Origin of the sequence: Pseudomonas sp. p106 (genome assembly GCF_003936645.1) — a bacterium.
Classification (GTDB): Bacteria; Pseudomonadota; Gammaproteobacteria; order Pseudomonadales; family Pseudomonadaceae; genus Aquipseudomonas; species Aquipseudomonas putida_E.
This window is the reverse complement of record NZ_RHQR01000017.1, coordinates 118749-145065: the sequence shown is the minus strand read 5'-3', so window position 1 is coordinate 145065 and position 26317 is coordinate 118749. Positions and strand designations below refer to the sequence as shown.

The 26317-nt window shown below is 62.5% G+C and carries 27 protein-coding genes; 9 read left to right on the top strand and 18 right to left on the bottom strand.

Annotated elements, in window-relative coordinates:
- A partial coding sequence (locus EGJ09_RS20330) for an NAD(P)-binding domain-containing protein (protein ID WP_158621142.1) occupies positions 1 to 377 on the bottom strand: 377 nt, incomplete at its 3' end.
- Between the two features lie 142 nt (positions 378 to 519).
- Between EGJ09_RS20330 and hemJ the strand changes: the two genes are divergently transcribed.
- From hemJ to EGJ09_RS20300, 6 genes are all read left to right on the top strand, one after another.
- The gene (hemJ, locus tag EGJ09_RS20325; RefSeq protein WP_046787594.1) at positions 520 to 945 is read left to right on the top strand and encodes a protoporphyrinogen oxidase HemJ; all 426 of its coding nucleotides are present in this window, start codon (positions 520 to 522) and stop codon (positions 943 to 945) included.
- Positions 946 to 975: 30 nt separating this feature from the next.
- Positions 976 to 1932, top strand: coding sequence for a nitronate monooxygenase family protein (locus tag EGJ09_RS20320; RefSeq protein WP_125924641.1), 957 nt, complete (start codon positions 976 to 978; stop codon positions 1930 to 1932).
- 67 nt (positions 1933 to 1999) lie between these two features.
- A complete protein-coding gene (locus EGJ09_RS20315; protein ID WP_115273018.1) occupies positions 2000 to 2782 on the top strand; it encodes an SDR family oxidoreductase in 783 nt (260 codons plus the stop codon).
- A gap of 65 nt (positions 2783 to 2847) precedes the next feature.
- Positions 2848 to 3186 carry a histidine triad nucleotide-binding protein gene (locus EGJ09_RS20310; RefSeq protein ID WP_115273019.1) on the top strand — a complete coding sequence of 113 codons (339 nt, stop codon included), beginning with the start codon at positions 2848 to 2850 and terminating at the stop codon, positions 3184 to 3186.
- A 66-nt stretch (positions 3187 to 3252) separates the two neighbouring features.
- Positions 3253 to 3900: a 2-polyprenyl-3-methyl-6-methoxy-1,4-benzoquinone monooxygenase gene (coq7, locus tag EGJ09_RS20305; protein WP_012316538.1), complete on the top strand. Its 648-nt coding sequence runs from the start codon at positions 3253 to 3255 to the stop codon at positions 3898 to 3900.
- Positions 3901 to 3910: 10 nt separating this feature from the next.
- Positions 3911 to 4951 (top strand): DUF2157 domain-containing protein, encoded by a 1041-nt coding sequence (locus tag EGJ09_RS20300; RefSeq protein ID WP_125924640.1) that lies wholly within the window; start codon positions 3911 to 3913, stop codon positions 4949 to 4951.
- Between the two features lie 111 nt (positions 4952 to 5062).
- On the opposite strand, the gene EGJ09_RS20295 is transcribed toward EGJ09_RS20300, so the two are convergent.
- Positions 5063 to 5485 (bottom strand): OsmC family protein, encoded by a 423-nt coding sequence (locus tag EGJ09_RS20295; protein WP_004376171.1) that lies wholly within the window; start codon positions 5483 to 5485, stop codon positions 5063 to 5065.
- Between the two features lie 191 nt (positions 5486 to 5676).
- Between EGJ09_RS20295 and crp the strand changes: the two genes are divergently transcribed.
- The gene (gene crp / locus EGJ09_RS20290; protein ID WP_046787604.1) at positions 5677 to 6321 is read left to right on the top strand and encodes a cAMP-activated global transcriptional regulator CRP; all 645 of its coding nucleotides are present in this window, start codon (positions 5677 to 5679) and stop codon (positions 6319 to 6321) included.
- On the opposite strand, the gene EGJ09_RS20285 is transcribed toward crp, so the two are convergent.
- Genes EGJ09_RS20285 through EGJ09_RS20270 form a run of 4 tightly spaced genes read right to left on the bottom strand, consistent with a single transcriptional unit; the run spans position 6318 to position 9550 of the window.
- Positions 6318 to 7022, bottom strand: coding sequence for a lipoate--protein ligase family protein (locus tag EGJ09_RS20285; protein WP_125924639.1), 705 nt, complete (start codon positions 7020 to 7022; stop codon positions 6318 to 6320). The genes crp and EGJ09_RS20285 overlap by 4 nt on opposite strands.
- 45 nt (positions 7023 to 7067) lie before the next feature.
- Positions 7068 to 7901 carry an indole-3-glycerol phosphate synthase TrpC gene (gene trpC, locus EGJ09_RS20280; RefSeq protein WP_115273022.1) on the bottom strand — a complete coding sequence of 278 codons (834 nt, stop codon included), beginning with the start codon at positions 7899 to 7901 and terminating at the stop codon, positions 7068 to 7070.
- Positions 7898 to 8947 (bottom strand): anthranilate phosphoribosyltransferase, encoded by a 1050-nt coding sequence (gene trpD / locus EGJ09_RS20275; RefSeq protein WP_125924638.1) that lies wholly within the window; start codon positions 8945 to 8947, stop codon positions 7898 to 7900. The genes trpC and trpD overlap by 4 nt, the downstream gene beginning before the upstream one ends.
- A gap of 9 nt (positions 8948 to 8956) precedes the next feature.
- The gene (locus EGJ09_RS20270; RefSeq protein WP_046787586.1) at positions 8957 to 9550 is read right to left on the bottom strand and encodes an aminodeoxychorismate/anthranilate synthase component II; all 594 of its coding nucleotides are present in this window, start codon (positions 9548 to 9550) and stop codon (positions 8957 to 8959) included.
- A gap of 373 nt (positions 9551 to 9923) precedes the next feature.
- Between EGJ09_RS20270 and estP the strand changes: the two genes are divergently transcribed.
- Positions 9924 to 11813 carry an esterase EstP gene (gene estP, locus EGJ09_RS20265; RefSeq protein WP_125924637.1) on the top strand — a complete coding sequence of 630 codons (1890 nt, stop codon included), beginning with the start codon at positions 9924 to 9926 and terminating at the stop codon, positions 11811 to 11813.
- Between the two features lie 36 nt (positions 11814 to 11849).
- Here estP and trpE read toward each other — a convergent pair whose 3' ends face one another.
- The 9 genes from trpE to EGJ09_RS20220 form a co-directional block, all read right to left on the bottom strand.
- Positions 11850 to 13331: an anthranilate synthase component I gene (gene trpE / locus EGJ09_RS20260; protein WP_046787584.1), complete on the bottom strand. Its 1482-nt coding sequence runs from the start codon at positions 13329 to 13331 to the stop codon at positions 11850 to 11852.
- Positions 13332 to 13398: 67 nt separating this feature from the next.
- Complete coding sequence (locus EGJ09_RS20255; protein WP_125924636.1) at positions 13399 to 14217, bottom strand: phosphoglycolate phosphatase; 819 nt, start codon at positions 14215 to 14217, stop codon at positions 13399 to 13401.
- Complete coding sequence (gene rpe, locus EGJ09_RS20250; RefSeq protein WP_012316548.1) at positions 14214 to 14888, bottom strand: ribulose-phosphate 3-epimerase; 675 nt, start codon at positions 14886 to 14888, stop codon at positions 14214 to 14216. Before rpe ends, EGJ09_RS20255 begins: the two co-directional genes overlap by 4 nt.
- Positions 14889 to 15033: 145 nt before the next feature.
- Positions 15034 to 15861, bottom strand: a complete 828-nt coding sequence (locus EGJ09_RS20245) for an ABC transporter permease (RefSeq protein ID WP_012316549.1) — start codon at positions 15859 to 15861, stop codon at positions 15034 to 15036.
- Between the two features lie 11 nt (positions 15862 to 15872).
- The gene (locus EGJ09_RS20240) at positions 15873 to 17120 is read right to left on the bottom strand and encodes an ABC transporter permease (RefSeq protein ID WP_046787582.1); all 1248 of its coding nucleotides are present in this window, start codon (positions 17118 to 17120) and stop codon (positions 15873 to 15875) included.
- A gap of 67 nt (positions 17121 to 17187) precedes the next feature.
- A complete protein-coding gene (locus EGJ09_RS20235) occupies positions 17188 to 18222 on the bottom strand; it encodes an ABC transporter substrate-binding protein (protein WP_115273027.1) in 1035 nt (344 codons plus the stop codon).
- 40 nt (positions 18223 to 18262) lie between these two features.
- Positions 18263 to 19387: an ABC transporter ATP-binding protein gene (locus EGJ09_RS20230; RefSeq protein WP_039601666.1), complete on the bottom strand. Its 1125-nt coding sequence runs from the start codon at positions 19385 to 19387 to the stop codon at positions 18263 to 18265.
- A 211-nt stretch (positions 19388 to 19598) separates the two neighbouring features.
- Positions 19599 to 20231 carry a response regulator transcription factor gene (locus tag EGJ09_RS20225; RefSeq protein ID WP_174142587.1) on the bottom strand — a complete coding sequence of 211 codons (633 nt, stop codon included), beginning with the start codon at positions 20229 to 20231 and terminating at the stop codon, positions 19599 to 19601.
- Positions 20232 to 20238: 7 nt separating this feature from the next.
- Positions 20239 to 22626: a PAS domain S-box protein gene (locus EGJ09_RS20220; protein WP_125924635.1), complete on the bottom strand. Its 2388-nt coding sequence runs from the start codon at positions 22624 to 22626 to the stop codon at positions 20239 to 20241.
- A gap of 95 nt (positions 22627 to 22721) precedes the next feature.
- Between EGJ09_RS20220 and EGJ09_RS20215 the strand changes: the two genes are divergently transcribed.
- The gene (locus EGJ09_RS20215) at positions 22722 to 23717 is read left to right on the top strand and encodes an alpha/beta hydrolase family protein (protein WP_125924634.1); all 996 of its coding nucleotides are present in this window, start codon (positions 22722 to 22724) and stop codon (positions 23715 to 23717) included.
- 78 nt (positions 23718 to 23795) lie between these two features.
- On the opposite strand, the gene EGJ09_RS20210 is transcribed toward EGJ09_RS20215, so the two are convergent.
- Genes EGJ09_RS20210 through EGJ09_RS20200 form a run of 3 tightly spaced genes read right to left on the bottom strand, consistent with a single transcriptional unit; the run spans position 23796 to position 26249 of the window.
- Positions 23796 to 24560, bottom strand: a complete 765-nt coding sequence (locus tag EGJ09_RS20210; RefSeq protein ID WP_125924633.1) for a TerB family tellurite resistance protein — start codon at positions 24558 to 24560, stop codon at positions 23796 to 23798.
- A gap of 1 nt (position 24561) precedes the next feature.
- Positions 24562 to 25233, bottom strand: coding sequence for an N-acetylmuramate alpha-1-phosphate uridylyltransferase MurU (gene murU / locus EGJ09_RS20205; RefSeq protein ID WP_125924632.1), 672 nt, complete (start codon positions 25231 to 25233; stop codon positions 24562 to 24564).
- Positions 25230 to 26249, bottom strand: a complete 1020-nt coding sequence (locus EGJ09_RS20200) for an aminoglycoside phosphotransferase family protein (RefSeq protein WP_125924631.1) — start codon at positions 26247 to 26249, stop codon at positions 25230 to 25232. Before EGJ09_RS20200 ends, murU begins: the two co-directional genes overlap by 4 nt.
- Positions 26250 to 26317: the final 68 nt, after the last annotated feature.

The following is a 26317-nucleotide window of genomic DNA, read 5'->3' as shown; positions in this document are numbered from 1 at the left end:
TCCTTGAGCAACTCCGGCGCGCCGTGCGGCTGCCCGTACCATTTTGCCCACTCGGCAGCGTCCTGCAGGCGGAAGTCGGCGGACAGGTCAATGACCTTGGTCCCGGCAGCCAGCAACTCACCGGCCAAAGCGTGGGCGACACCGTGCGGGGTGGCGAAGAAGACCACGTCGCAGGCTGACAGAGCCTTGCTGTCCGGCACGCTGAAAGCCAGGCCGTCATAGTGGCCGCGCAGGTTCGGATACATGTCGGCGACCGCTACGCCCGCCTCGGAGCGCGAAGTGATGACCGCCACCTCGGCCTGTGGATGCTGTGCCAGCAGACGCAACAGTTCGACGCCGGTGTAACCCGTGCCGCCGACGATACCGACCTTGATCATAACGCTTGCCCCTTATCAACGAGCCGTCTGGAAAGCGCACGATGATAGGGGCGCAAGGCGCCTGTAACAACTCTTCGGGTGACCCTTCGGGCGCTTGGCCTCTACTATCTGACGACCGTGAATACCTGAAGGAACTCTCTCCATGCTTTACCTATGGATAAAAGCGCTGCACATCGTCAGCGTCGTCTGCTGGTTCGCCGGTCTGTTCTACCTGCCCCGGCTGTTCGTCTACCACGCCCAAAGCCAGGACAGCATCAGCCAGGACCGCTTCGTGACCATGGAGCGCAAGCTGTACCGCGGCATCATGAACCCGGCGATGATTGCCACCTACGTGTTCGGCGCCTGGATGCTCTATCTCACGCCAGGCTGGCTGAGCCAGGGCTGGCTGCACGCCAAGCTGACACTGGTGCTCCTGCTCACCGGCTACCATCACATGTGCGGCGCCCAGCGCAAACGCTTTGCCACCGGTGCCAACACCCGCAGCCACGTTTACTACCGCTGGTTCAACGAGGTACCCGTGCTGTTCCTGCTGGCCATCGTGATTCTTGTGGTGGTCAAACCGTTCTGACGACAATCGCACTGTACAGGAGCCCCGCCCATGTCATTGCCTGCTTCGCTCGAACAACGCCTGCGCTTGCCCGTGGTGGCGGCGCCGATGTTCCTGATCTCCAACCCCCAGCTGGTCCTGGCCTGCTGCGGCAACGGCGTGGTCGGCAGTTTCCCCGCCCTGAACCAGCGCGACAGTGCCGGTTTCAAGGGCTGGCTCGAGGAGATCGAAGCGGGCCATGGGCAGCTGCAGGCGCCAGCCCCTTATGCGGTCAATCTGATCGTCCACCCATCCAACCCGCGCCTGCAGGCTGACCTTGCCCTGTGTGTCGAGCATCAGGTGCCTATAGTCATCACCAGTCTTGGCGCGGTGAAGGAAGTCGTCGATGCCGTACACGGCTATGGCGGCCTGGTGTTCCATGATGTGACCACCCGGCGTCACGCTGAGAAAGCTGCACAGGCCGGCGTCGATGGCCTGATCGCGGTGGCGGCAGGTGCAGGCGGGCATGCTGGCACCTGGAGCCCGTTCGCCCTTGCGGCCGAAATCCGCCAGTTTTTCGACAAGACCCTGCTATTGGCCGGCTGCATCAACCACGGCCATGAAATACTCGCCGCCCAGTTGCTTGGCGCGGACCTGGCCTACATGGGGACTCGCTTCATTGCCACCCAGGAGAGCCATGCCCAAGAGGCGTATAAACAGATGCTGCTCGGCGCCCATGCAGCGGACATCGTCCATACCTCAGCGGTTTCCGGCATACCGGCAAGCTTTTTGCGCCAGAGCCTTGAACAGGCTGGGTTTGACATGGCCGCACTGAAGGCCGGCCAGGAACAGGGCAAACTCAAGCCAATCGATGATGAAGCCAAGGCCTGGAAGACAGTATGGTCTGCCGGGCAAGGCGTCGGAAATATCCATGACCTGCCCGGCGCCGCAGCACTGATCGAGCGCCTGCACGGCGAATACAGAGCAGCCCTGGAGCGCAGCCAGGCGTTACGCGCCAAGGCCTTGTAGCAAAAGGCAACACCTGGCCTGGCCACGCTGTACACTAGGCGCCCTCTTTAGCCCTCAGGAGCCTTGCATGACCCGTTACGCCATGATCACTGGTGCTTCCAGCGGCCTGGGCTTGGCCCTGGCGGAAGCTCTGGCGCGGCGCGGGCGCAATCTGATCCTGGTGGCACGCCACCGTGAAACCCTTGAGCCGGTAGCCATCGAGCTGACCCAGCGCTTCGGCGTCGAAGTACTGCTACGCGCCTGCGACCTCAGCCAACCGCTGCGCCTGTCCGGTTTCGTACTCGAGCTGGAAGAGGGCGAGCGGCGCATCGACCTGTTGGTCAACTGCGCCGGCCAACGTACCTATGGCCCGTTTCTCGCCCACGAGTGGGCAGACGAGCAAGACCTGCTGGAGGTGAACATTCTCGCCATGAGCCGCCTGTGCCATGCCATCGGCAACCTCATGGCAGTACAGGGTGGTGGGCAGATCCTCAATGTCGCCGGCCTGGCCGCCGTAGCGCCAGGCCCCTGGATGGCCACCTATGCCGCCAGCAAGGCCTATGTGCTGCATTTCACCGAAGCCCTGCGCGAAGAGCTCAAGCCCACGGGCATCAAGGTTTCGGTCCTTTGCCCCGGCCCGGTGCGCTCTTCGCGCCGGCGTATTCCCAGGCTCGAAGGCAGCAGCCGCTGCCTCAGCCCCGAAGAGGTGGCGCTGTACACCGTGCGCGCATTGGCGAAAAACCGGGCGCTGATCATTCCGGTTCGCCGCAACCGCTGGCTGGCATTCGCCCCGCGCCTGTTGCCCCGCTGGTTGGCGCGCAAGCTTGCAGGCTTCATCCACCGCCGTTACTGCCCGGTCGGAATGGAATAGCCCACTGGGCGAGCGGCGCCTGGCTAAGTACACTCGGCCAGGACACTCACCTTGGAGCAAGTGCTGTGGACGATTTATTCATCAAGATCATCAACCGGGAAATCCCGGCGAAGATCATCTACGAGGACGACCAGGTTCTGGCCTTCCACGACATCGCGCCCCAGGCGCCGGTGCACTTTCTGGTCATCCCGAAAAAACACATCCGTACGCTCAATGACCTGACCGAAGAGGACAAGGGCCTGGCCGGCCACATCCTGTTCACCGCCCAGCGCCTGGCCAAGGAGCTTGGCTGCGACGATGGCTTCCGCGTGGTCATGAACTGCAACGAGCAAGGCGGCCAGACCGTCTACCACATCCACATGCACGTGCTCGGCCAGCGCCAGATGCACTGGCCACCGGGCTGACCCAAGGCAAGCCCACCCCGGGCGATTGAGGTAAACTGTCGGGCATCACTTCAGCGGAGGTGCCCGATGGCTACCGAACGTCACTATTCGCCGCTCGACCGCTTGTTGCTGCAGGCCGATACCGCCATGCGCACCTTGCTGCCCTTCAGCGGCCAACCCTCCCGGCCGTCTCCGGCCATTGTCCAGCCCGACGTCGAGCTCGACGAAAGCCAGACCCGCCACATCGCCGGGCTCATGCGCATCAACCATACCGGCGAGGTCTGCGCCCAGGCGCTGTACCAAGGCCAGGCCCTGACCGCCAAGCTGCCCCAGGTGCGCAAGGCAATGGAGCATGCGGCCGAGGAAGAAATCGACCACCTGGCCTGGTGCGAACAGCGCATCCGTCAACTGGGCAGCCACCCCAGCGTGCTCAATCCGCTGTTCTACGGCATGTCGTTCGGCATCGGCGCGCTCGCCGGCATGGTCAGCGACAAGGTCAGCCTGGGCTTCGTCGCCGCCACCGAGCATCAGGTGTGCAAACACCTGGACGAACACCTGGAGCAGATCCCCCATGAGGACGAAAAGTCCCGTGCCATTCTCGAGCAGATGCGCGTCGACGAAGAGCAACACGCCGATTCGGCCCTTGAAGCAGGTGGCTATCGCTTCCCCGCGCCCGTACGTTTCGGTATGAGCATGCTGGCCAAGGTCATGACCAAAAGCACTTACCGCATCTAAGGGCACGCCAATGACGGACCGTATCGACGCCAAGGACCTGGCGCGCGCCGTACAAGCAGGAGTTCTCCAGCCGGGCCAGGACAAGGCCCTGCTGGACTTTCTGCGCCAGCAGCCAGCAGCTCGTGGTAGTTTCCAGCTGGCACACGTCGCCTTCTATTTCGGCGCCCTACTGATCATGGGGGCGATGGGCTGGCTGCTGACCGAAGCCTGGATGCGAATCGGTGATTGGGCGCTGCTGGCCATCGCCGTTCTTTACATCGGTCTTCTCACCCTGTTCGCCCTCAACCTGCAAAAACGCCAGCAACCCATCGCAGCTGGCGTCCTGGCGGCGGTCGCGGTAAGCATCGTGCCCCTGGCTGTCTTTGCCATCGAACGCCTGACCGGGTGGTGGCCACTGGACGATCGGCAAACGGACTATCACCAGTACTACACCTATGTGCAGGGCGGATGGCTGATGATGGAGGCGGCCACGGTGGTCGCCGGTTTGTTGATGCTGCGCCTGATCCCCTACCCGTTTATCGTGATGCCGATTGCCGTGGCCTTATGGTTCATGTCGATGGACCTTAGCGAGTGGGTGTTCGGCTCGCCGTTCAGCTGGGAACAGCGGCGCACGGTTTCGCTGTGGTTCGGGCTCGGGCTGCTCATGGTGTTTCTGCTGGTCGACGGGCGCACGCGTGAGGATTACGCCCACTGGGGTTACCTGGCAGGGCTGGCAGCGTTCTGGGGTGGGCTGACGATGATCGAAAGCGACAGCGAGCTGGGTAAGGCGCTGTACTGTCTGATCAACCTGGGTCTGATGGCAATGGCGGTGCTGCTGCGCCGGCCGGTGTTCATGATGTTCGGGGCGCTGGGGGTGGCGGCTTATCTTGGCTACTTGTCTTACGAGGTATTTGCCGAGTCGCTGCTGTTCCCGGTGGTGCTGACCTTGATCGGGTTGGGGGTGATCGGGCTGGGGCTGGGTTATCAAAAGCGCCGGGAGCACCTCAGCCAGTCATTGAGGCGTTGCGTACCTCGTTGGCTGGTAGTGGCTCTCCCAGCCTTGCGCAACTGAAGAGCGCCGGGGCCGCCTTGCGGCCCTTTCGCGACGCAAGGCCGCGCCCACAGACCGCGAACCTTCGAGCGGCCTTGTGTCGCGAAAGGGCTGCGCAGCAGCCCACAAGTCTCAACCCAGCTCAACGATCTCGTAGCCGTGGGTGATTTCCACGCCCGCGCGCTCCAGCATGATCGACGCCGAGCAATATTTTTCCGCCGACAGCTCCACCGCGCGCTTGACCTGAGCCTCTTTCAGCCCGCGCCCTTTGACCACGAAGTTCATATGAATCTTGGTAAACACCTTCGGGTCTTCGCTGGCGCGCTCGGCCTCCAGGAAGGCTTCGCAGCTTTCCACCGCTTGGCGCGATTTCTTCAGGATACTCACTACGTCGAAGCTGCTGCAGCCACCCAGGCCGAGCAGGAGCATTTCCATCGGGCGCACGCCCAGATTGCGGCCCCCAGCCTCGGGTGGGCCGTCCATCACCACGACGTGCCCGCTCCCCGATTCGCCAAGGAACATCGCTTCACCGGCCCATTGGATGCGTGCCTTCATCTGTCCGTACTCCTGAATCTCGCAAAAGGGTGTCAGCTTAAGCCTTGTGTGGCTGTCGGAAAAGCTCCACACGTTTGGCATTTGTGCCGAAACATCCTGCAGTGTCTGATAAGCTGGCGCCAATTGACTGACGCGTCGCGTTAGCCGACTCCCCACCAGAGCCTATGGGTCGTATCGAACAGGATTTCGTGATGGTTGCCTCAGCCCTACCCGCCAAGATCAAGAACATCGACAAGCTGCTGATGCACTGCCAGCGCCGCCGCTACACCGCCAAGAGCAACATCATCTGCGCGGGTGACCGGGCCGAAACGCTGTCGTTCATCATCAAGGGTTCAGTCACCATCCTCATTGAGGATGACGAAGGCCACGAGATGATCATCGCCTACCTCAACAGTGGCGATTTCTTCGGCGAACTGGGTTTGTTCGAACCCGCCGGCAGCGATCAGCAGCGCAGCGCCTGGGTGCGCGCCAAGACCGAGTGCGAGGTGGCGGAGATCAGCTATGACAAGTTTCGCGACCTCGCCCGCCAGGACCCGGAGATTCTCTACGCCCTCGGCAGCCAGATGGCCCAGCGCCTGCGCAACACCACGCGCAAGGTGGGCGACCTGGCCTTCTTCGACGTTACCGGCCGGGTCGCCCGTTGCCTGCTGGACCTGTGCAAGCAGCCAGACGCCATGACCCACCCGGACGGCATGCAAATCAAGATCACCCGCCAGGAAATTGGCCGTATCGTCGGTTGCTCGCGAGAAATGGTCGGCCGCGTGCTCAAGGACCTCGAGGAACGCAGCCTGGTCCAGGTCAAGGGCAAGACCATGGTGGTTTACGGTACCCGTTAGTCCTTGGGCAGCGCTGCAAGCACTTCGCTGTAAGCCTTCGACAGGCGCTCGAACCAGGGTACAGCGGGCGCCACTTCGTGCAGGGCAATATGACTATCGGCCCGGCAGCGCTGCTCGAGCCCGCAACATTCATTGAAACGGTTGACCGCCGCGACCATCGACTCGCGCTCGTTATCCAGCAACAACGCACCATGCACCAGCACCACCGGCCGTTTTCCACCCAGCCCCTGGCGCCAGCGCTGGGCAGTCCCCACCAGCTTGCGGCCATTGAGGTTGACGTTATAGCGGCCGTCGCAGAAGGCCCCGTCGATCTCGCCCACCGAAGCCACACCGCCCCATTCGCGCAGCACATCGCACAACGGCAGGCAGAGGCGTTCATACGCGTTCTCGATACGGCCATGGTCGCCTTCGCTGCGTGGAGCGACATACACCAGCGCCACATTCACTGTCGAATGCGACTGAGGTACCGGCTCACCACCGGTTTCACGCAACAGCACTGGCCAGCCAGCGATCGCCAACTCCGAGCAGGCTGCCTCGAAGTTGTCCAGGCGGCTCATGCGCCGTGGCATGACCAGCGCATGATCCGTCGGGCGCCAGAACAGCACACCACTTTCGGTTTCGCCACGGCAGACCGCAGCCAAAAGATCTTGCTCGGCGTGCAGGCCCTGCTCGACGGTGAGGGCCAGGGGTTGATCGGTCATTGATCCACCTTCGATAAAGCCGGCGATCGCCGGCTTCAACGTTGCTTAGTCCAGTTGCTGCACAGTCTTCTTCACCTGTTCAGGGAAGAACAACCGCTGCAGTTCCAACCCCGGCTGCTCGGCCCGCATGAACGCCTCACCCACCAGGAACGAGTAAACGTCATTGATTTCCATCAACTCGACATCGGCACGGTTGAGAATGCCACTCTCGGTGATGGCCAGGCGATCCCGGGGGATGCGTGGCAGCAGGTCAAGAGTGGTCTCCAGGCTGACTTCGAAAGTATGCAGGTTACGGTTGTTGACCCCCACCAGCGGGGTATCAAGCGTTTTCAACGCACGCTCCAGCTCGTCACCGTCATGTACTTCGACCAGCACGTCGAGACCGACGTCCTTGGCGGTAGCGGCCAACTCGGCCATCTTGACGTCATCGAGCGCCGACACGATCAGCAGCACGCAGTCTGCGCCCAAGGCGCGTGCTTCGATGATCTGATAAGGGTCGACCATGAAATCTTTGCGGATCACCGGCAGCGAAACAGCGGCGCGCGCCTGCTGCAGGTACTCATCGGCCCCCTGGAAGTAGTCCACATCGGTCAACACCGACAGGCAAGTCGCCCCGCCCTTTTCGTAACTGACGGCAATTTCCGACGGCACGAAGTTTTCGCGGATCACGCCCTTGCTCGGCGAGGCCTTCTTGATTTCGGCAATCACCGCTGGCTGCTTGCGCTTGGCTTGCTCGATCAGGGCATTGGCAAACCCGCGCGGGCCATCCGCCGCCTTGGCCAGGCGCTCCATTTCGGCGAGGCTGACGCGCGCGCTGCGCTCTGCCACTTCCTGGAACTTGCGGGCAATGATCCTTTCCAGCACCGTCGGGACACTCATGCTTCGTTCTCCACCTTGAATACCGCTGTAAAGGCACCCAGTTCCTGCAGCTTTTCCCAAGCCAGCCCGGTGTGCAGTACATCGTGGGCCAGATCCACACCAGCCTTCAGGCTCATGGCGTGATCAGCAGCGTACAACGCAGCACCCGCGTTGAGCACTATCATCTCGGCAGCCTTCTGGCCATTCTCGGTCTTGCGCCGGCCCAGTGCATCACGGATCAACTCCAACGACGCCTGTGGGTTCTCGACTGCCAGGCCATGCAGGCTCTGGCTCTTCATGCCAAGATCTTCAGGCTCGACCCAGTATTCGCTGATCTGGTCATTCTTCAGTTCGGCGACAAAGGTAGGCGCGGCCAGGCTGAACTCATCCAGGCCATCCTTGGAATGCACGACCAGCACATGCTTGCTGCCCAGGCGTTGCAGCACTTGCGCCAGCGGGCGGCACAAGGCCTGGCTAAATACACCGACCACCTGGTGTTTCACCCCGGCCGGATTCGTAAGCGGGCCGAGCATGTTGAACAGGGTACGCAGGCCCAGGTCGCGGCGCGGGCCTGCGGCATGTTTCATGGCCGAGTGATGGCTCTGGGCGAACATGAAGCCGATACCGAGGCTGTCAATGCAGCGCCCCACTTGGGTAGGTGTCAGGTTCAGGTAGATGCCGGCAGCTTCCAGCAGGTCAGCGCTGCCGCTCTTACCGGAAACTGCGCGATTGCCATGTTTGGCCACGGTGCAGCCTGCCGCCGCCAGGACGAACGAGGAGGCGGTGGAAACGTTGAAGATGTTGGCGCCATCACCGCCCGTACCGACGATGTCGACTACGCCATCAAGGCTTTTCAGCTCGACCTTGTCAGCCAGCTCACGCATGACCGAAACCGCGCCAACGATCTCGTCGATGCTCTCGCTCTTCATGCGCATGCCCATCAGGAAGGCGCCGATCTGCGCCTCACTGCATTGGCCGGTCATGATCTGGCGCATCACATCGCGCATTTCTTCGGTGGAAAGGTCCAGGTGGCCGACAATACGGCTCAACGCGCTTTTGATATCCATGCTCGGTCCTTAGCGGCGGCCGCCGGTCTGCTTGAGGAAGTTGGCGAACAGCTCGTGGCCCTGCTCGGTCAGGATGGACTCGGGGTGGAACTGCACCCCTTCAATGTTCAGTGTCTTGTGGCGCAGGCCCATGATCTCGTCGACCGAACCATCGTCATGTGCAGTCCAGGCAGTCACTTCCAGGCACTCTGGCAGGGTCTGGCGCTTGACCACCAGGGAATGGTAGCGGGTTACGGTGAGCGGGTTGTTGAGCCCGGCGAACACGCCCAGGTCGCGGTGATATACCGGGCTGGTCTTGCCGTGCATGACCTGGCGGGCACGCACTACATCGCCGCCAAACGCCTGGCCGATTGATTGGTGGCCCAGGCAGACCCCAAGGATCGGCAGCTTGCCGGCGAAATGCATAATGGCCTCGATGGACACACCGGCTTCGCTCGGCGTGCAAGGGCCAGGGGAGACGACGATGCGCTCAGGGTTGAGGGCTTCTATCTCGGCAACGGTGATTTCGTCGTTGCGAATGACTTTGACCTCGGCACCCAACTCGCCAAGGTATTGAACGACGTTGTAAGTGAATGAGTCGTAATTGTCGATCATCAGTAACATCGGGCTAAACCTCTAGAATCTACTGACTTTAAAAGTCGAACCTTCCTACACCAAAAACAGACACGGCGTTGCCACTAGGGGCGCTCGGAAACGGACAGGAAGGCAAACGGGGGCGGGCCGGACAGGCCGGCAAGAGATAAAGTCAGGCGCGCCAACGCCAACGGGCGTGGGCCTTGATAACGCGCATCAAGAGTTTGCTGACGATCAACACGGGATAGGTCTCGCTCATACTTGCAGGCACAGTAGCCTACCGGCGCGGCGGGCGCAATATGCCCGTAAATACGGGAAACGAATGGACTTGGAAGGCATGCCCCGCGATTTGCTAAGGTCGATCGGGTTGTCCTCATAAAAACAATGAAAAGGATGTTCCCAGATGCGAAAAGCACCTTTGCTACGTTTCACCTTGGCTACGTTGGCGCTCGCCTGCAGCCAAGCTTTCGCAGCCCCCTCGCCTTACTCGACAATGATCGTCTTCGGCGACAGCCTCAGCGATGCCGGGCAATTTCCTGACCTGACCGGCGGTACTGCCGGTATGCGTTTTACCAACCGTGATGAGAATGGCAACTTTGCACCTGTCTCGCCGATGATCCTCGGCGCACGCCTGGGTGTGAGCGCGGAAGATCTCAATCCGTCCACGTCCCTCGGCATACGCCCCGACGGCAACAACTGGGCCGTTGGCGGCTACACCACGCAGCAGATCCTGGATTCGATCACCACCACTTCCGAGACAGTCATTCCGCCAGGCCAACCTTTTGCCGGCCTGGTACTACGCGACAAGCCCGGGTATCTGGCCAATGGCTTGCGCGCAGACCCCAATGCCCTCTACTACCTGACCGGTGGCGGCAACGACTTTCTGCAAGGCCTGGTGAGCAGCCCTGCCGATGCCGCCGCCGCAGGATCGCGCCTGGCCGCCAGCGCCCAGGCCCTGCAACAAGGCGGTGCCCGCTACATCATGGTCTGGCTGCTACCCGACCTCGGCCAGACGCCGAACTTCAGTGGCACCCCGCAGCAAAACGCCCTGTCGCAACTGTCCAGCGTGTTCAACCAGTCACTGGTCAGCCAACTGGGCCAGATCGATGCCGAAATCATTCCACTGAACATTCCCGTACTGCTGAACGAAGCACTGGCCAGCCCGACGCAATTCGGCCTGGCCAGCGGGCAGAATCTGGTCGGCACCTGCTACAGCGGCAACAGTTGCGTGGAAAACCCGCTGTACGGCATCAATGGCACCACGCCCGACCCCACCAAGCTGCTGTTCAACGACTCGGTACACCCAACCATCGCCGGCCAGCAACTGATTGCCGACTACGGCTATTCGATCCTTTCCGCACCCTGGGAACTGACGCTGCTGCCGGAAATGGCCCACGCCAGCCTGCGCGCGCATCAGGACGAACTACGTAATCAATGGCAGGCGCCCTGGCAGGCGGCTGGCCAATGGCAGGCCTTTGTTGCCACTGGCGCGCAAGATCTGGACTTCGACGGCGAGCGCAGTTCTGCCAACGCTGACGGGCGCGGCTACAACCTCACCCTGGGTGGCAGCTACCGGCTGAACGACGCTTGGCGCTTAGGGCTTGCCGGCGGGGTCTATCGCCAGAAACTGGAGGCAGGCGAACAAGACTCGGACTACAAGCTCGACAGCTACCTGGCCAGTGCCTTCGCCCAGTTTCGTGAGGACCGCTGGTGGGCCGACGCAGCGCTGAGCGCAGGGCACCTGGACTATCAGGACCTCAAACGCACCTTCGCCCTGGGCGTGAACGACCGAAGCGAGAAAGGTGATACCAACGGCGAAGCCTGGGCCGTGACAGGTCGCCTGGGATACAACCTGGCAGCCGATAGCAGTCACTGGCAGCTGGCGCCGTTCGTCAGCGCTGACTATGCGCGGGTGAAGGTGGATGGTTATGACGAGAAGAGCGGACGGTCGACGGCACTGGGCTTCGATGACCAGGAACGCACTTCGCGTCGCCTGGGCGTAGGGTTGCTGGGCAGCGTGCAGGTACTGGCCAGCACCAGGCTGTTTGCCGAGGTGGCGCAAGAGCATGAGTTCGAGGATGACCAGCAGGATGTGACGATGCACCTGACGACACTGCCAGCCAATGACTTCACGCTGACCGGGTACACACCGCAGAGCGACCTGACTCGTGCCAGCCTTGGGGTCAGCCATGAGCTGGTGGCGGGGGTGCACCTGCGCGGGAACTACAACTGGCGCAAGAGCGACGAGTTGACCCAGCAAGGAATAAGCCTGGGCGTCAGCGTCGACTTTTAACCGGATGGGGCCGCCATGCGGCCCCACGCCTGAGAATTACTCGGCAGGACGTTGCTCAGCCAACGCCACCGCACGGAACATCGCCCGGCGCTTGTTGATGGTTTCTTCCCACTCCAGCGCCGGCACCGAGTCGGCGACAATGCCGCCACCTGCCTGCACATGCAGCTCGCCGTCCTTGATCACGGCCGTGCGAATGGCAATCGCGGTATCCATGTTGCCATTCCAGGCAAAGTAGCCCACCGCACCACCGTAGACGCCACGCTTTACCGGCTCCAGTTCGTCGATGATCTCCATCGCGCGGATCTTCGGTGCACCCGACAAGGTACCTGCCGGCAGAATCGCTCGCAGTGCATCCATCGCGGTCAAGCCTTCGGCCAGTTGCCCGGTCACGTTGGAAACGATGTGCATGACATTGGAGTAGCGCTCGATCACCATCTTTTCGGTCAAGCGCACGCTACCGGTGGAGGACACACGGCCCACATCGTTGCGGCCCAGGTCGATGAGCATCAGGTGCTCGGCGATCTCCTTGTCGTCCGACAGCAGGTCATCTTCCAGCGCTCGGTCGGCCTCCTCGTTGGCCCCCCTTGGACGGGTACCGGCAATCGGGCGCACGGTGACCAGATTGTCTTCCACCCGCACCAGCACTTCCGGCGAACTGCCAACAACGTGGAAGTCCCCGAAGTTGAAGAAGTACATGTATGGCGTCGGGTTGAAGCAGCGCAGCGCACGGTACAAGTCTATGGGCGCTGCCTTGAAGTCGATCGACATGCGCTGGGACGGCACCACTTGCATGCAGTCACCGGCCAGGATGTACTCCTTCACGGTGTCCACAGCGCGCTCGTAATCCTCTTGGGTGAAGGAGGAGCGGAACGCCGGCTCTGCCGCCATGGGGCCGCTCAGGTCCAGGCCGCGTCGCGGCGTGATGGGTTCGCGCAGCTTGGCCAGCAGGCCTTGCAGGCGCGCCTGGCCTTGCTCGAAAGCCTGCTCTTCGGACGGGTCGACCAGTACGATCGCATGCATCTTGCCGGCCAGGTTGTCGAACACCACCACGGCATCCGAAACCATCAGCAGGATATCCGGCACGCCCAGAGGGTCAGGGTTGGGGCAGGCGCCCAGGCGCTTTTCCACGTAGCGAACGCAGTCATAGCCAAAGTAACCGACCAGGCCACCGTTGAAACGCGGCAGGCCGGCAATATCAGCGACCTTGTAGCGGTCCTTGAAGGTTTCGACGAATGCCAGCGGGTCTTCGACATCATGGCTTTCGACCTGCACGCCATCGTGCAGAATGCTCACGTGATAGCCATGCACACGCATCACCGTGCGCGACGGCAGGCCGATCATCGAATAACGGCCCCACTTCTCACCGCCCTGCACCGACTCGAGCAGGTACGAGTTGGCCTGGTCTGCCAGCTTCAGGTAGATAGAAAGCGGGGTATCGAAGTCGGCCAGGGTTTCACAGGCCAATGGAATGCGGTTGTAGCCGGCAGCGGCCAGGCGCAGGAATTCTTCGCGGGTCATGAGTAGCCTCGGAGCAACAATGAGAGTCGGGCAAACGGACGGGCCGGCAAAGGCCGGCGGGCAGAAGTCAGGCGCGCCAACGCCAACGGGCCAGGGCCTTGATGACTTTCATCCAGAATTTGCCGGTAACCACCACGGTGGGTTCTCTGTCTTGTGAGGCTTGAAGGTCCGCCAACGTTATCCCAGTGTCGGTGACTACGCAACCAGGCAGCAGCAGGCGCAGGTCGCCTATGACCAGGCTGGGGGCTTCCTCATCGATCGGCCGGCCGTGGTTATAGCCATAGCTCAGCCCAACGCACTGCACGCCGGCAGCTTTGGCCGCCAGCACATCACTGCGCGAGTCCCCCACAAACAGCGCCTGGCCGGGCTCGACGCCGGCCATTTTCATGACGAACAGCAACGCAGCAGGGTCGGGCTTCTTCTGTGGCAGGGTATCGCCGCCGATGATCCAGCGGAAATAACGGCCGATCTTCATCTGGTCGAGCAACGGTGCGACGAAGCGTTCAGGCTTGTTGGTGATCAGTGCCATTTCCACGCCCTGCTTGCGCAGCCAGCGCAAGGTGTCGTGCACACCAGGGTAGACAACCGTCAGATCATGGCTTTCGGCGTACGCCTCCATGAACAGTGCAAGGCCGCGCTCGGCCAGTTCATCGTCTACAGCCGCGTGGTCAAGGCCGCCGGCAAGTGCGCGGCGCACCAGCACCGGTGCGCCGTTGCCGACCCAGTGCCGCACGGCGTCAAGGCCGGCGGCCGGACGGCCAAGTTCGAGCAGCATACGGTCAACGGCTGCGGCCAGGTCGGGGACTGAATCGATCAGGGTACCGTCCAGATCGAACATCACCAGCCTGGGCAGCGTCCCGGGGAACAGCTGCTCGAAGCCGCTCATGGGCGGGCCTGAGCCAGTTCGGCGCGCATCTTGGCGATCACTTCCTGATAATCCGGCGCGTTGAAGATCGCCGAGCCGGCGACGAAGGTATCTGCGCCAGCGGCAGCGATTTCGCGGATGTTGTTGACGTTCACCCCACCGTCGATTTCCAGGCGAATATCACGGCCACTGGCGTCGATCAGCGCACGGGCTTCGCGCAGCTTGTCCAAGGTGCCAGGGATGAACTTCTGTCCGCCAAAGCCTGGGTTGACGCTCATCAGCAGCACCATGTCGACCTTGTCCATCACGTACTTCAGCGCGTCCAGGCTGGTAGCCGGGTTGAACACCAGGCCGGCCTTGCAGCCACCGTCACGGATCAGCTGCAGCGAGCGGTCGATGTGCTGCGAGGCTTCCGGGTGGAAGGTGATGTAGCTGGCACCGGCTTCGATGAAGTCACCGATGATGCGGTCTACCGGGCTGACCATCAGATGCACATCGATCGGCGCGGTCACACCGTACTTGCGCAAGGCGGTGCAGACCATCGGGCCAATGGTCAGGTTGGGTACGTAGTGGTTGTCCATCACGTCGAAGTGGACGATGTCGGCACCCGCGGCCAGTACCTTGTCGACATCCTCGCCCAGACGGGCGAAATCGGCGGAGAGAATGGAGGGGGCAATAGCGTAGGGCTGCATGGCGCACCTGTTGGCAGAATCTAGGTGGCGCGCATTGTAACTCAGCGAACTGGATAGGGGCTGATTGGCATCAATCCGTGTGAAGGGGTCACTGGGACGCCAGCATCGGCCTTTTCGCAGGCAGTCCTGCGAAAAGGCCGATCAATCACGCAGGCTGCTGAGTCCTCAGCTTCTCACTGCGCCCGCGCAGCCACTCCAGGGTCAGCAGCAGCACCACCGAAAAACCGATCAGCAAGGTCGCCGCCGCTGCAATCGTCGGGCTCAAGTTCTCGCGAATGCCGCTGAACATCTGCCGCGGCAGGGTGGCCTGTTCTGGCCCGGCGAGGAACAGCGTCACCACCACCTCATCGAACGAGGTCGCGAAGGCGAACAGCGCCCCAGAGATCACTCCGGGGGCGATCAGCGGCAAGGTGACCCTGCGAAACGCAACCACCGGTGAGGCCCCCAGGCTGGCAGCCGCACGCACCAGGTTGTAATTGAAGCCTTGCAAGGTCGCCGACACGGTAATGATGACGAACGGCACACCCAGCACCGCGTGCACCAGGATCAGCGAAATGAAGCTGTTACCCATCCCCAACGGGGCAAAGAACAGGTAGCTGGCTACACCAATGATCACCACCGGCACCACCATCGGCGAAATCACCAGCGCCATGACCAGCGACTTGCCCGGAAAATCGGCGCGGGTAAGCCCGATCGCTGCCAGCGTACCGAACACCATGGCCAGCAGCGTGGCCGCCGGGGCGACGATGACGCTGTTCCTCAGGGCGCGCATCCACTCGGCCGAGGCGAAGAAATCGTGATACCACTGCAGGGAAAAGCCTTGCAGTGGGTACACCAGGAAGCTGCCACTGTTGAACGACAGCGGCACGATCACCAGTACCGGCAACACCAGAAACAGCAATATCAGGCCACAAAGGATACGCAGGCTGTAGAACCACACCCGTTCCACGGGCGACATGTATGGGCTAAGCATCACTAGGCTCCTCAGCTCAGGCGCAGGCGGCTGGCACCGACCAGCCAGCTATAGATCAGGTACAGCAGCACGGTCGCCAGCAGCAACAGCCCGCCCAGCGCGGTAGCCATGCCCCAGTTGATGCTGGTGTTGGTATAGAAGGCCACGAAGTAGCTGACCATCTGGTCGTTCGGGCTGCCGAGCAGCGCCGGGGTGATGTAGTAACCGATGGCCAGGATGAACACCAGCAGGCAACCGGCGCCCACGCCCGCGTAGGTCTGCGGGAAGTACACCCGCCAGAAGCTGGCGAACGGGTGGCAACCCAAGGAGATCGCTGCACGCATGTAGCTCGGCGAAATGCCCTTCATCACGCTGTATAGCGGCAGGATCATGAACGGCAAGAGGATGTGGACCATCGAGATGTACACGCCGGTGCGGTTGAACACCAGCTCCAGCGGCTGATCGATGATGCCCATGGCCATCAATGCACTGTTGATCAGGCCGCCTGACTGCAGCAGTACGATCCATGCAGCCACCCGCACCAGAATCGACGTCCAGAACGGCAGCAACACCAATATCATCAACAGGTTGCCCTGGCGGGTCGGCAGGTTGGCCAGCAGGTAAGCCAGCGGATACGCCAGCACCAGGCAGATGGCCGTGATCACCACACCCATCCACAGGGTGCGGGCAAAGATGTCCAGGTAGATGGACTGGTCGGGGGTGGCCTTGGCCAACTCGCCGAGGTCATCGATACGGTGGTCGACCGATGCCAGCAGGTAATAAGAAGTCACGCTGCTGGTGTTGCGGCGGATCGCCTGCCAGTAAGCCGGGTCGCCCCAACGTTCATCGAGGGCCTGCAAGGCCTCTTTGTAAGAGGCAGGTTCGGCCTTGAACGGCAGCGCCCGAGCGGTCTTGGAGAGCAGGCTGCGGTAGCCGGCCAGCTCCATGTTCAGGCGTTTGGACAGGTCGCCCAAGGTCTGGTTCTTGCGCGATTCGGCCAGGTCCTGGCTCAGGGCCTTGTAAACCTCCTCGCCAGGCAGGCTCTTGCCATCCCACTGCGACACAGCCTGGACCGTGCGCGGCAGGCCGCCGACCACTTCCGGGTTGTCGACGCTCTTGAACAGCAGCGCCGCGATGGGCACCAGGAACACCAGCAGGAGAAACAGCGCCAGCGGCGCGATGAGCGCCTGCGCCTTCCAGCGGTTGACCCGCTCGGCGTGCTTGAGGCGCTGCTTGAGACTTGGACCTGCGCCTTCGTTGAGGGGCACTGCAATGGCCATGGCGAACTCCGCAAAAACAAGGGAACAGGGAGCGCCAGCCAACGGGCCGGCGCTCCTTCGAGGCGCCTTACTTCTTCGCCGCCCAGGCGTTGAAGCGTTGCTCCAGTTGCTCGCTGTTGTCGGCCCAGAAGGCCACATCGATCTGCACCTGGTTGGCGATGTTTTCAGGCGTGGTCGGCATGTCCTTCTTCACCGCGTCCGCCAGCAGCGGCACGGCTTTGGAGTTGGCCGGGCCGTAGGCGATGTTCTCGGAGTAGGTCTTCTGCTGCTCGGGCTGAACGGTATAAGCGATGAATTGCTTCGCTTCCTCGACATTCTTGGCCCCTTTCGGGATGGCCCAAGCGTCGAAGTCGTAGATGCCACCGTTCCACACCACCTTGAGGTTGCTCTCTTTCTGCACCGCAGCAATGCGCCCGTTGTAGGCCGAGCTCATGACCACATCACCCGAGGCCAGGTACTGCGGCGGCTGGGCGCCCGCTTCCCACCACTGGATGCTCGGCTTGAGTTCGTCGAGTTTCTTGAAGGCGCGGTCCACGCCGCCCTTGGTGGCCAGCACCTGGTACACATCCTTGGGCGCAACGCCGTCGGCCATCAGGGCGAACTCGAGCGTGTACTTCGCGCCCTTGCGCAGGCCGCGCTTGCCCGGGAATTTCTTCGTGTCCCAGAAATCGGCCCAGCTGGTCGGGGCTGTCTTGAGCTTGTCAGCGTTGTAGGCCAGCACCGTGGACCAAACGAAGAAGCCCACGCCGCACGGCTGGATGGCGCCCTTCACATAATCGCTTTCGTTGCCGAACAGAGCCGGGTCGAGCTCCTCGAACATGCCTTCATCGCAACCACGGGCCAGTTCTGGCGACTCCACCTCCACCAGGTTCCAGGACACGCTGTTGGTGTCGACCATGGCTTTGATCTTGGCCATTTCACCGTTGTACTCGCCAGCGACGATCTTGCCCTTGCCGGCCTTCTCCCATGGCTCGTAGAACGCCTTGACCTGGGCCGCCTTGTTGGCGCCGCCGAAGGACACTACGGTCAGGTCTGCCGCCATGGCCTGGCCGGCGGCGAACAGGCCAAGGGCCAGGGCGGTCAGTTTCAGCTGCTTGCGCATTATTATTCTCTCCACAGTACAGGGTTGGTGAAGCAATCCATCAGTGGGCTTCGGCAATCGGATCGAGCGCGCGCGCGTGCTCCACCTCCCAGCCCAGCGGTACCACATCGCCCACGGCAAGGGCCGGGTCGAGCTCGGCAATCGGCTGTTTCACGAAGAAGTCAGCCTTGCCACAGACTTCCAGACGCACCCGTACATGGTCGCCCAGGTAGATGAACTCGGCCACGCGGCCGGAGAAGCGATTGACGCAGCTTTGGCTGTGGCCATTGAGGCGCACGCGCTCCGGGCGTACCGACAGGGTCACCGGCTCCCCAGCCTGGCCGACGTTCACCGCCAGCGCCTCGACCCGCTCACCGCGGGCCAGCTGCACCTGGCAACGATGACCGTCACTGGCCAGCAGCGTGCCGTTGATGCGGTTGTTCTCGCCTATGAAGTTGGCGACGAAGGTGTTGCGCGGCTCCTCATAAAGAGTGCGCGGGTCGGCGATCTGCTGGATCTCGCCCTCATGGAACACGGCCACACGGTCGGACATGGTCAACGCCTCGCCCTGGTCGTGGGTTACGTAGACCACGGTTACACCCAGGCGCTGGTGGATATGCTTGATCTCCATCTGCATGTGTTCACGCAGCTGCTTGTCCAGCGCGCCGAGCGGCTCGTCCATCAGCACCAGCTGCGGCTCGAACACCAACGCCCTGGCCAAGGCCACGCGCTGCTGCTGGCCACCGGAAAGCTGGCCAGGGTAGCGTTTGGCGAAGGCATCGAGCTGCACCATGTTCAGTACCCGCTTGACCCGCTCACTGATGTCGGTCTTGCTCAGGTTGCGCACGCTCAGCGGAAAAGCGAGGTTTTCCGCCACGGTCATGTGGGGGAACAGTGCGTAGTTCTGGAACACCATGCCAATGTCACGTTTGTGCGGCGGCACGTTATTGATGGAGCGCCCGGCCAACTGGATTTCACCGGCGGTCGGGGTCTCGAAACCCGCCAGCATCATCAGGCTGGTGGTCTTGCCCGAGCCGGAAGGGCCGAGCAAGGTGAGGAATTCACCCTTGCGAATGTCCAGGTTGAGGTCTTTGACGATCAGCGATTCGCCGTCGTAGCTCTTCTGCACACCACGGAAACTGACCAGCGTCTCACCGGTGGTCGCGTTCGAATTCGCCTCGCTCATGCCTGCACCTTCTTGTTGGAATGACTGCGTAGGCAAAGACTAAAGAAGACGCAAGCGCCCGGAAATCGGGGGCGCTGAGAGAATGCCATCATCCGGTTGGAAGAGTTTGTGTAGGGATTACCCTACACCGATGGCGGGATTGGAATGCAAGTCTCAGCCAGCCAGCGGGAAAGCGGTGCCTGGCAGATAACCTATGTCGCAAACAGAACGGTCATACCAGCTTGTGCTCCATGGCGTACTTCACAAGTTCAGCCAGCGAGTTGACCTTGAGTTTCTGCATCAGCCTCGCCTTGTGGGTGCTGATGGTCTTGCTGGAGAGCGCCAGCTGCTGAGCGATATCGTTGACGTTGGCACCTTGAGCCAAGCGTTCGAACACCGAGAACTCGCGCTCCGACAGCAGAGTATGCAGCGGCCGAGTTTCGGTCAGGCCAACCTCGAAGACCATGCGGTCGGCCAACGCCGGATCGATGTAGCGCCCGCCGCCGGCCACTCGGCGGATTGCGGTCAGCAGCAAGGCAGGGTCACTGTCCTTGGTGGCATAGCCGGCAGCGCCGGCCTTGAGCGCGCGCGCGGCCATCTGCGCTTCGTCGTGCATCGACAGCATCAGGATCGCCGGCGGGTTGTGCAGCGCGCGGATCCGCGCAATCGCCTCCAACCCACTGACACCGGGCATCGAGATATCCAGCAACACCACTTCGCAGGCGGTGTGGCGCAGGGTTTCCAGCAGCTGTTCACCATTACCGGCCTCCCCCACCACCTGCATGTCCTTGGCCAGGCCGATCAACTGCTTGATGCCTTCGCGGACAATGGTGTGGTCTTCGGCCACCAGCACTCGAATCACGATCGTTCTCCTAATCCAACGCTATGGTCACGCTCAGGCTGGTGCCTTCACCTGGCTCGCTATTCAACACCATGCTGCCACCGAGCATCAGTACCCGCTCACGCACCCCCACAAGGCCGAACGAGGTTGGCCGTGGCTGGTCCAGGCAGAACCCGCTACCGTCATCACTGACCGTCATACGCAGTTTTTCGCCCTCGCGCACCAGCTCTACCTCGACACTGTGCGCCTGGGCGTGGCGCATTACGTTGGTCAGAGCCTCCTGCAGGATACGGAACAAGCCGATAGCTTTTGCATCGCTCAATGCTGGCAGATTATCCGGTACCTGCACCAGGCAAGGGATCTGCGTGCGCGCTTCGAAGCGCCGTGCCTGCCATTCGATGGCCGAGGCGATACCGGCGTCCAGGATCGGCGGGCGCAGCGCCGTTGCCACATCGCGCACCAGTTGGAACAGCTGAGCGATCAGGCGCTTCATGCTGGCCAGGCGCTCGTTCAGCGCAGGGTCAAGCTCGGCAAAAGCCAGTTCGCACATCGACACTTCAAGCTTGAGCACGGTCAGCATCTGCCCCAGTTCATCGTGCACTTCGCGGGCGATACGGGCCTTTTCTTCCTCGCGCACGCTCTCCAGGTGTGCCGACAGTTCACGCAGTTGCTCCTGGGACCTCGCAAGCGCCAGCTCCGCGCGCTTGCTCTGGGTAATGTCCCAGACAATACCGTCCCAGACCACCCGGCCGTTGGCCAGGCGGCGGGTACTGGCCTTGATGTCGGCCCACCGCTGCTCACCTTCACGGGTGAGGATTCGCCCTTGCCAGGACCAGTCCTGATCGCTGGCAATGGCCAAGTCCTGCACCTGGTGGTAGTCAGCACGATCTTGCGGGTGGACCAGATTGCGCAAGCCCATCTGCGGGTGCTGGATCTGCGCGGGCGTATAACCCACCAACGCCTCACTGCCCTCGCTGATGTAGGGGAACTCCGGGTCCCCTTCCGCAGGTGCGGGCTCCAGACGGAACACCAGCCCCGGCACATTGCCAGCAATACCCTTGAGACGCGCCTCGCTTTCACGCAGCGCCGCCAGGGCGCGGTGGCGTTCGGTGACATCGGCAAGGTACACCACCAGGTACTCGGCATCGCGAAAGCGCAGGAAGCTCAACGACAACTCAACAGGCAACAGACTGCCGTCGGCGCACAGGCATTGGGTTTCGAACTGCCGAGCCCCGGCCTCCCCGGCTCGCGCGGCCCGCCACAACTGCAGCCAGCGGTCCATGCTCAGGTTCGGCTCGAAGTCGCTCAGCGGACGCTCCAACAACGCCGCCTCGGCATAACCCAGCATGCGCCCCACCGCGTGGTTGGCGTAACGCACGTGGCTGTCCCAGTTGACCCAGAGGATGCCCACCGTACTCTGGTCGATGGCGAACTGGCTCAGGCGCAGTGCCTCCTCGCGCACCTGCCGCTCAGCCAGGTGCTCCCGCGCCGCCAGCAGGCTACGCTCGAGCTGGCGCTGCTGGCGGCGCTGCCACACCAGGGTGGCCCCGGCACACAGCAGCAACATGCCGAACAGCAACGCAAGGTTTTGCCAGAAACCGGTGGATTCGCTCAGACGCGGGTATTTGGGCTGCAACCAACGCTGATGCAGTTGCTCCAGCTCTTTGGCGGGCATGGCCTGCAGGCCCCGTTCAAGCACATCGGCCAGCAACGGCCAGTCACGCCGCGAACCCACGCGCAATAATTGCGGCAGGCCGATATCGCCGAGCACTGCCAGGTCACCGAACTCGCTTTCACGGGACAACCGGCTGAGCTGGGCTTCATCCAGCACCGCGTAGCTGGCCTGGCCCCCTACCACCAGTTGCAAGGCCTGGCGCTCGTTGGGCACACCTTGCAGGTTGAGATTGGCGTAATTGCCCCGCAGGTAATCGGCCAGCACGCTGGGCATGCGTACCGCCACACGCTCGTTGGCTTCAAGCTTTTCCAGCTCGACGGCCAACGCACCGGTCCGCGGCCCCACCACAAGTTGCGGCACACGCATGTAGGGGTCGCTGAACAACCACAGACGCAAGCTGGCCGGTGTTTGTGTAAGGCCCGGGGCAAAGTCGATTTCACCCGCCTGCAGGGCGTGTTCGAGGCTGCCCTGGTCAGTGAAGTTACGCCAGGTGAGGTCCAGCTTGAGCGCCTGCGCCAGCCAGTTCACCAGCTCGACATTGGCCCCGTAGAGTTGCTGCAGACGGCGGTCGAACTGGGCATAGGGCGCCTGCAGCACCAGGCCGACCCGCAGGCTGCGATGGGTGTCCAGCCATTGCTGCTGGGCAGGTTCGAGTACCACCGCAGGTGCTGCCTCAGGCCTTGCCAAAGCAATCAAGGGTAGCCACAAGCAGCCGATAACCAACAGGCGACGCAATCGCTTCATCTACACGCTCGTCTTGGCAAGGGCGGCCATGCAGCATGGCCGTCGCGGGCAAATACTATTAGGCTGCCGGTATCATTCTGGCCTTGGGTTGATTCATGTTCACACTTTATCGCACGACGCTGGCAATGTGCTGCCTTGCCTCGCTCCTACCACTTGGCGCCCTGGCCGCCGACGCCGAAAAACCAGCAACCGCAGAGGCTGCCGCCGCACCTGCGCCACGCCCACCGCTGCTCGAGCGTAGCCAGGAAGATGCGCAGGCCCTTGAACGCCTGTTGCCCAAAGCCGAGCAGCAAACGCTGGAAGCCGGGTCCGACAGCTTCCTGGCCCTGTGGAAACCAGCCAACGACAGCGACCCGCAAGGCACGGTGATCATCGTCCCTGGCGCCGGAGAAACCGCCGACTGGCCCAATGCGGTCGGCCCATTGCGACGCAAGTTTCCTGACGCCGGCTGGAACAGCCTCAGCATGAGCCTGCCCGACCTGCTCGCCGATAGCCCACAGGCACGGGTCCAGGCCACGCCAGCTGCCGCACCGCAGCCCGAGCAGGGCGAGAGCGCACCGGCAAAGGAAACCCCCGTCGATGCCAACGCCAACGTGGCCCAGGCTACTGCGGCGGATGCCGACACGGCAGAAAGCACCGATGCCGAACAGGCCAGCGAACAGAACGATCAGGCTGATGCCGAACGCATCTTCGCGCGCCTGGATGCTGCGGTGGCGTACGCTCAGCAACAGAACTCACGCAGCATCGTGCTGATCGGCCATGGCAGCGGCGCCTACTGGGCAGCCCGCTACCTGGGCGAAAAGCAACCACCGCAGGTACAGAAGCTGGTGATGATCGCCGCGCAGACCCCGGCAAGGGTCGAGCACGATCTGGAAAGCCTGACACCTACCCTCAAAGTGCCGACTGCCGATATCTACTACGCAACCCGCACCGGCGACCGCAATGCCGCCATGCAACGCCTGCAGGCCAGCAAGCGCCAGAAAGACAGCCAGTACAAGCAGCTTTCGCTGATTGCGATGCCGGGGAACAAGAGCGCGGAACAGGAACAGTTGTTCCGCCGGGCCAGGGGGTGGATGAGCCCGCAGGAATGAAGTGACGGGCCAGCTCCGGCCGTTGCACCAGCAGGCTGGCTGCCACAGGTACAGCGCCGCTTGCCGGTGACAGGGGCTTTAGAGCCCCCGCCGTTTACGGATCAACGCATAAGCCTGGTGCAGCTCTCGAGTGCGTTCGGTCGCCTCCCTGAGCTGCGCTTCACTGGCACCGCTCCCGGCCAGCTTGTCCGGATGGTGCCGGCTGACCAGCCGGCGATAGGCCTGCTTGACCCGGTCGCCTTCCGTATCGGCATCTATCCCCAGCAAGCGCAGCGCAGCCGCATAGGTCATGACGCTACTGGCCGTGCTCATTTTGCGTGGCTCATATTCCAGCGACATGGCCTGCACCTGGCGCCGGCTGAGCCCCAGCTTCTGCCCCCAGTCCAGCAGCAGTTCCCGCTCATGATCCCCGGCCTTGCCGTCAGCCCAGGCCATACGCCAACACGCCCGCAACGTGCCCTCGGCCGCATGTGGCTGCAAGCGAATGCGACGCAGGTGGTGGGCCAAGCGGTCCTTGCCCGCCTTGCCGCGGTTGAAGGCGGCAATCGCGCGCATCCTGGCGGCCTCGGACAGGCCCAGCCGGACCATCTCCTGGCGCGCCTGCTGAATATGCTGTTCGCCCACTCGCCCATCGCTTTTGGCCAGCCGCCCAAGCAGGACGAACAACAACTCCTCGTCACGCAGGGCCGGCCGGCCTCCCAACCGTTCGCGCATGTCTTCCCAGCCCTGCACACGCAGGCGCCGATCCATGGCTTGGCCAAGCAATGCCCCCAGCAGCGCGCCAGGGATGCTGGCGACAGCGAAACCCGCGCCTAGCCCGATTACCGTGCCTGGCCACCACATCTCAGGCACGCTCGCGTATAAGGCGTTCGGCCTCGGCCAGGCGCTCCTGGGTACCGACATCGACCCAGGCGCCACGGTAGTGCTCGCCGGTCACCTTGCCTGCCAACATGGCTTGGCGCAGAAGTGGCGCCAGTTTGAAGGCCCCCGCCTGGCAACCTGCGAACAAGGCTGGATGCAGCACTGAAAGGCCGCTGAAGGTCAGGGTGCCAGGGGTCTCGTCACCGTCCACCACCTGCCCACCTTGCAGGCGGAAGTCGCCCCGCCCGTGATGGCCAGGGTTATCGACCAGCACCAGATGCGCCAGGCTCTGCAGCGGTGCACGCAAGCGCGCGAACGGGTAATCGGTCCAGACATCGCCATTGACCAGCAGGAACGGGGCGTCGCCCAGCAAAGGCAATGCCTGGAATATGCCGCCCCCCGTCTCCAGCGGCTCGCCCTCAGGGGAGTAGCGAATGCTCAGGCCGAAGCGGCTGCCATCGCCGAGGTGATCTTCGATCTGCTGGCCAAGCCAGGCGTGGTTGATCACCACGTCGGTAAAACCGGCTGTCGCCAGCGCACGCAGGTGGTATTCGATCAACGGCTGGTCGGCCACGGGCAGCAACGGCTTTGGCGTGTGCAGGGTCAGCGGGCGCATGCGCTCGCCCTTGCCTGCGGCGAGAATCATCGCTTTCATCCACGCGCTCCGGCCTTGAGTTCGGCGATCAACTGGCCGAGCTCGGCCAGTTCAGGGCGACGGCCGACCACTTCGTCTATATAGGCGAAGAAACGCGGCACATCAGCCAGGTAGCGCGGCTTGCCGTCACGGTGGCAGATACGCGCGAAGATGCCGATCACCTTCAGATGGCGCTGCACACCCATCAGGTCGCTGGCGCGCTGGAAATCTTCGAACGACGGCTGAACCGGGATCCCGGCGGCCTGCGCTTTGTCCCAGTAGTTGCGCAACCAGCCTTCGACTCGCGCTTGTGGCCAACTGAGGAAAGCGTCCTTGAACAGGCAGGTAATGTCATAGGTGACCGGACCGTACACCGCGTCCTGGAAGTCGAGCACGCCCGGGTTCGGCGTGCTCTGCATCAGGTTGCGCGGCATGTAGTCGCGGTGCACCAGCACCTTGGGTTGGGCAAGGGCACTGTCGATCAGCAACTGGCTGATGCGCTGCCAACTGGCCTGCTGCGCCTCGTTGAAGGCCAGGCCGAGCTCACGCCCGACATACCACTCGGGGAACAGCTCGACCTCACGGCGCAGCAAAGCGTCGTCGTAGCTCGGCAACGGCGCTTCCATCGGCAGGCGCTGAAACGCCAGCAGGGCGTCGATCGCGTCGGCAAACAATGCATCGGCGTTATCCGGGTTAATGATGTCGAGGTATGTCTGATGGCCCAGATCCCCCAGCAACAGAAAACCACGGTCCAGATCTTGGGCATGAATCACCGGTACATGCACGCCCGCACTGGCCAGCAGATGGTCGATGGCAACGAACGGGCGGCAGTTTTCCTGTGGCGGCGGCGCATCCATGATCACAAAACTGTGGCCTGCGCCCTGCCAGCGGAAGTAACGGCGAAAGCTCGCATCGCTGCTGGCGGCGGTCAGGCTGCCTTCGGGCACCTCGCCCCAGGCGTTGTTGCGGAAAAGAACATTGAGCTGCTCGGCGAGCCAGACAGTCAGTTGTTGCAGGCGTACATCGTGGTCAGGCATTACAAGGGTCTCCGACGGCCCTAGCCGTCAAGCGGGTCATGCTTTATTATCCAGCATCTTTTTCAGAC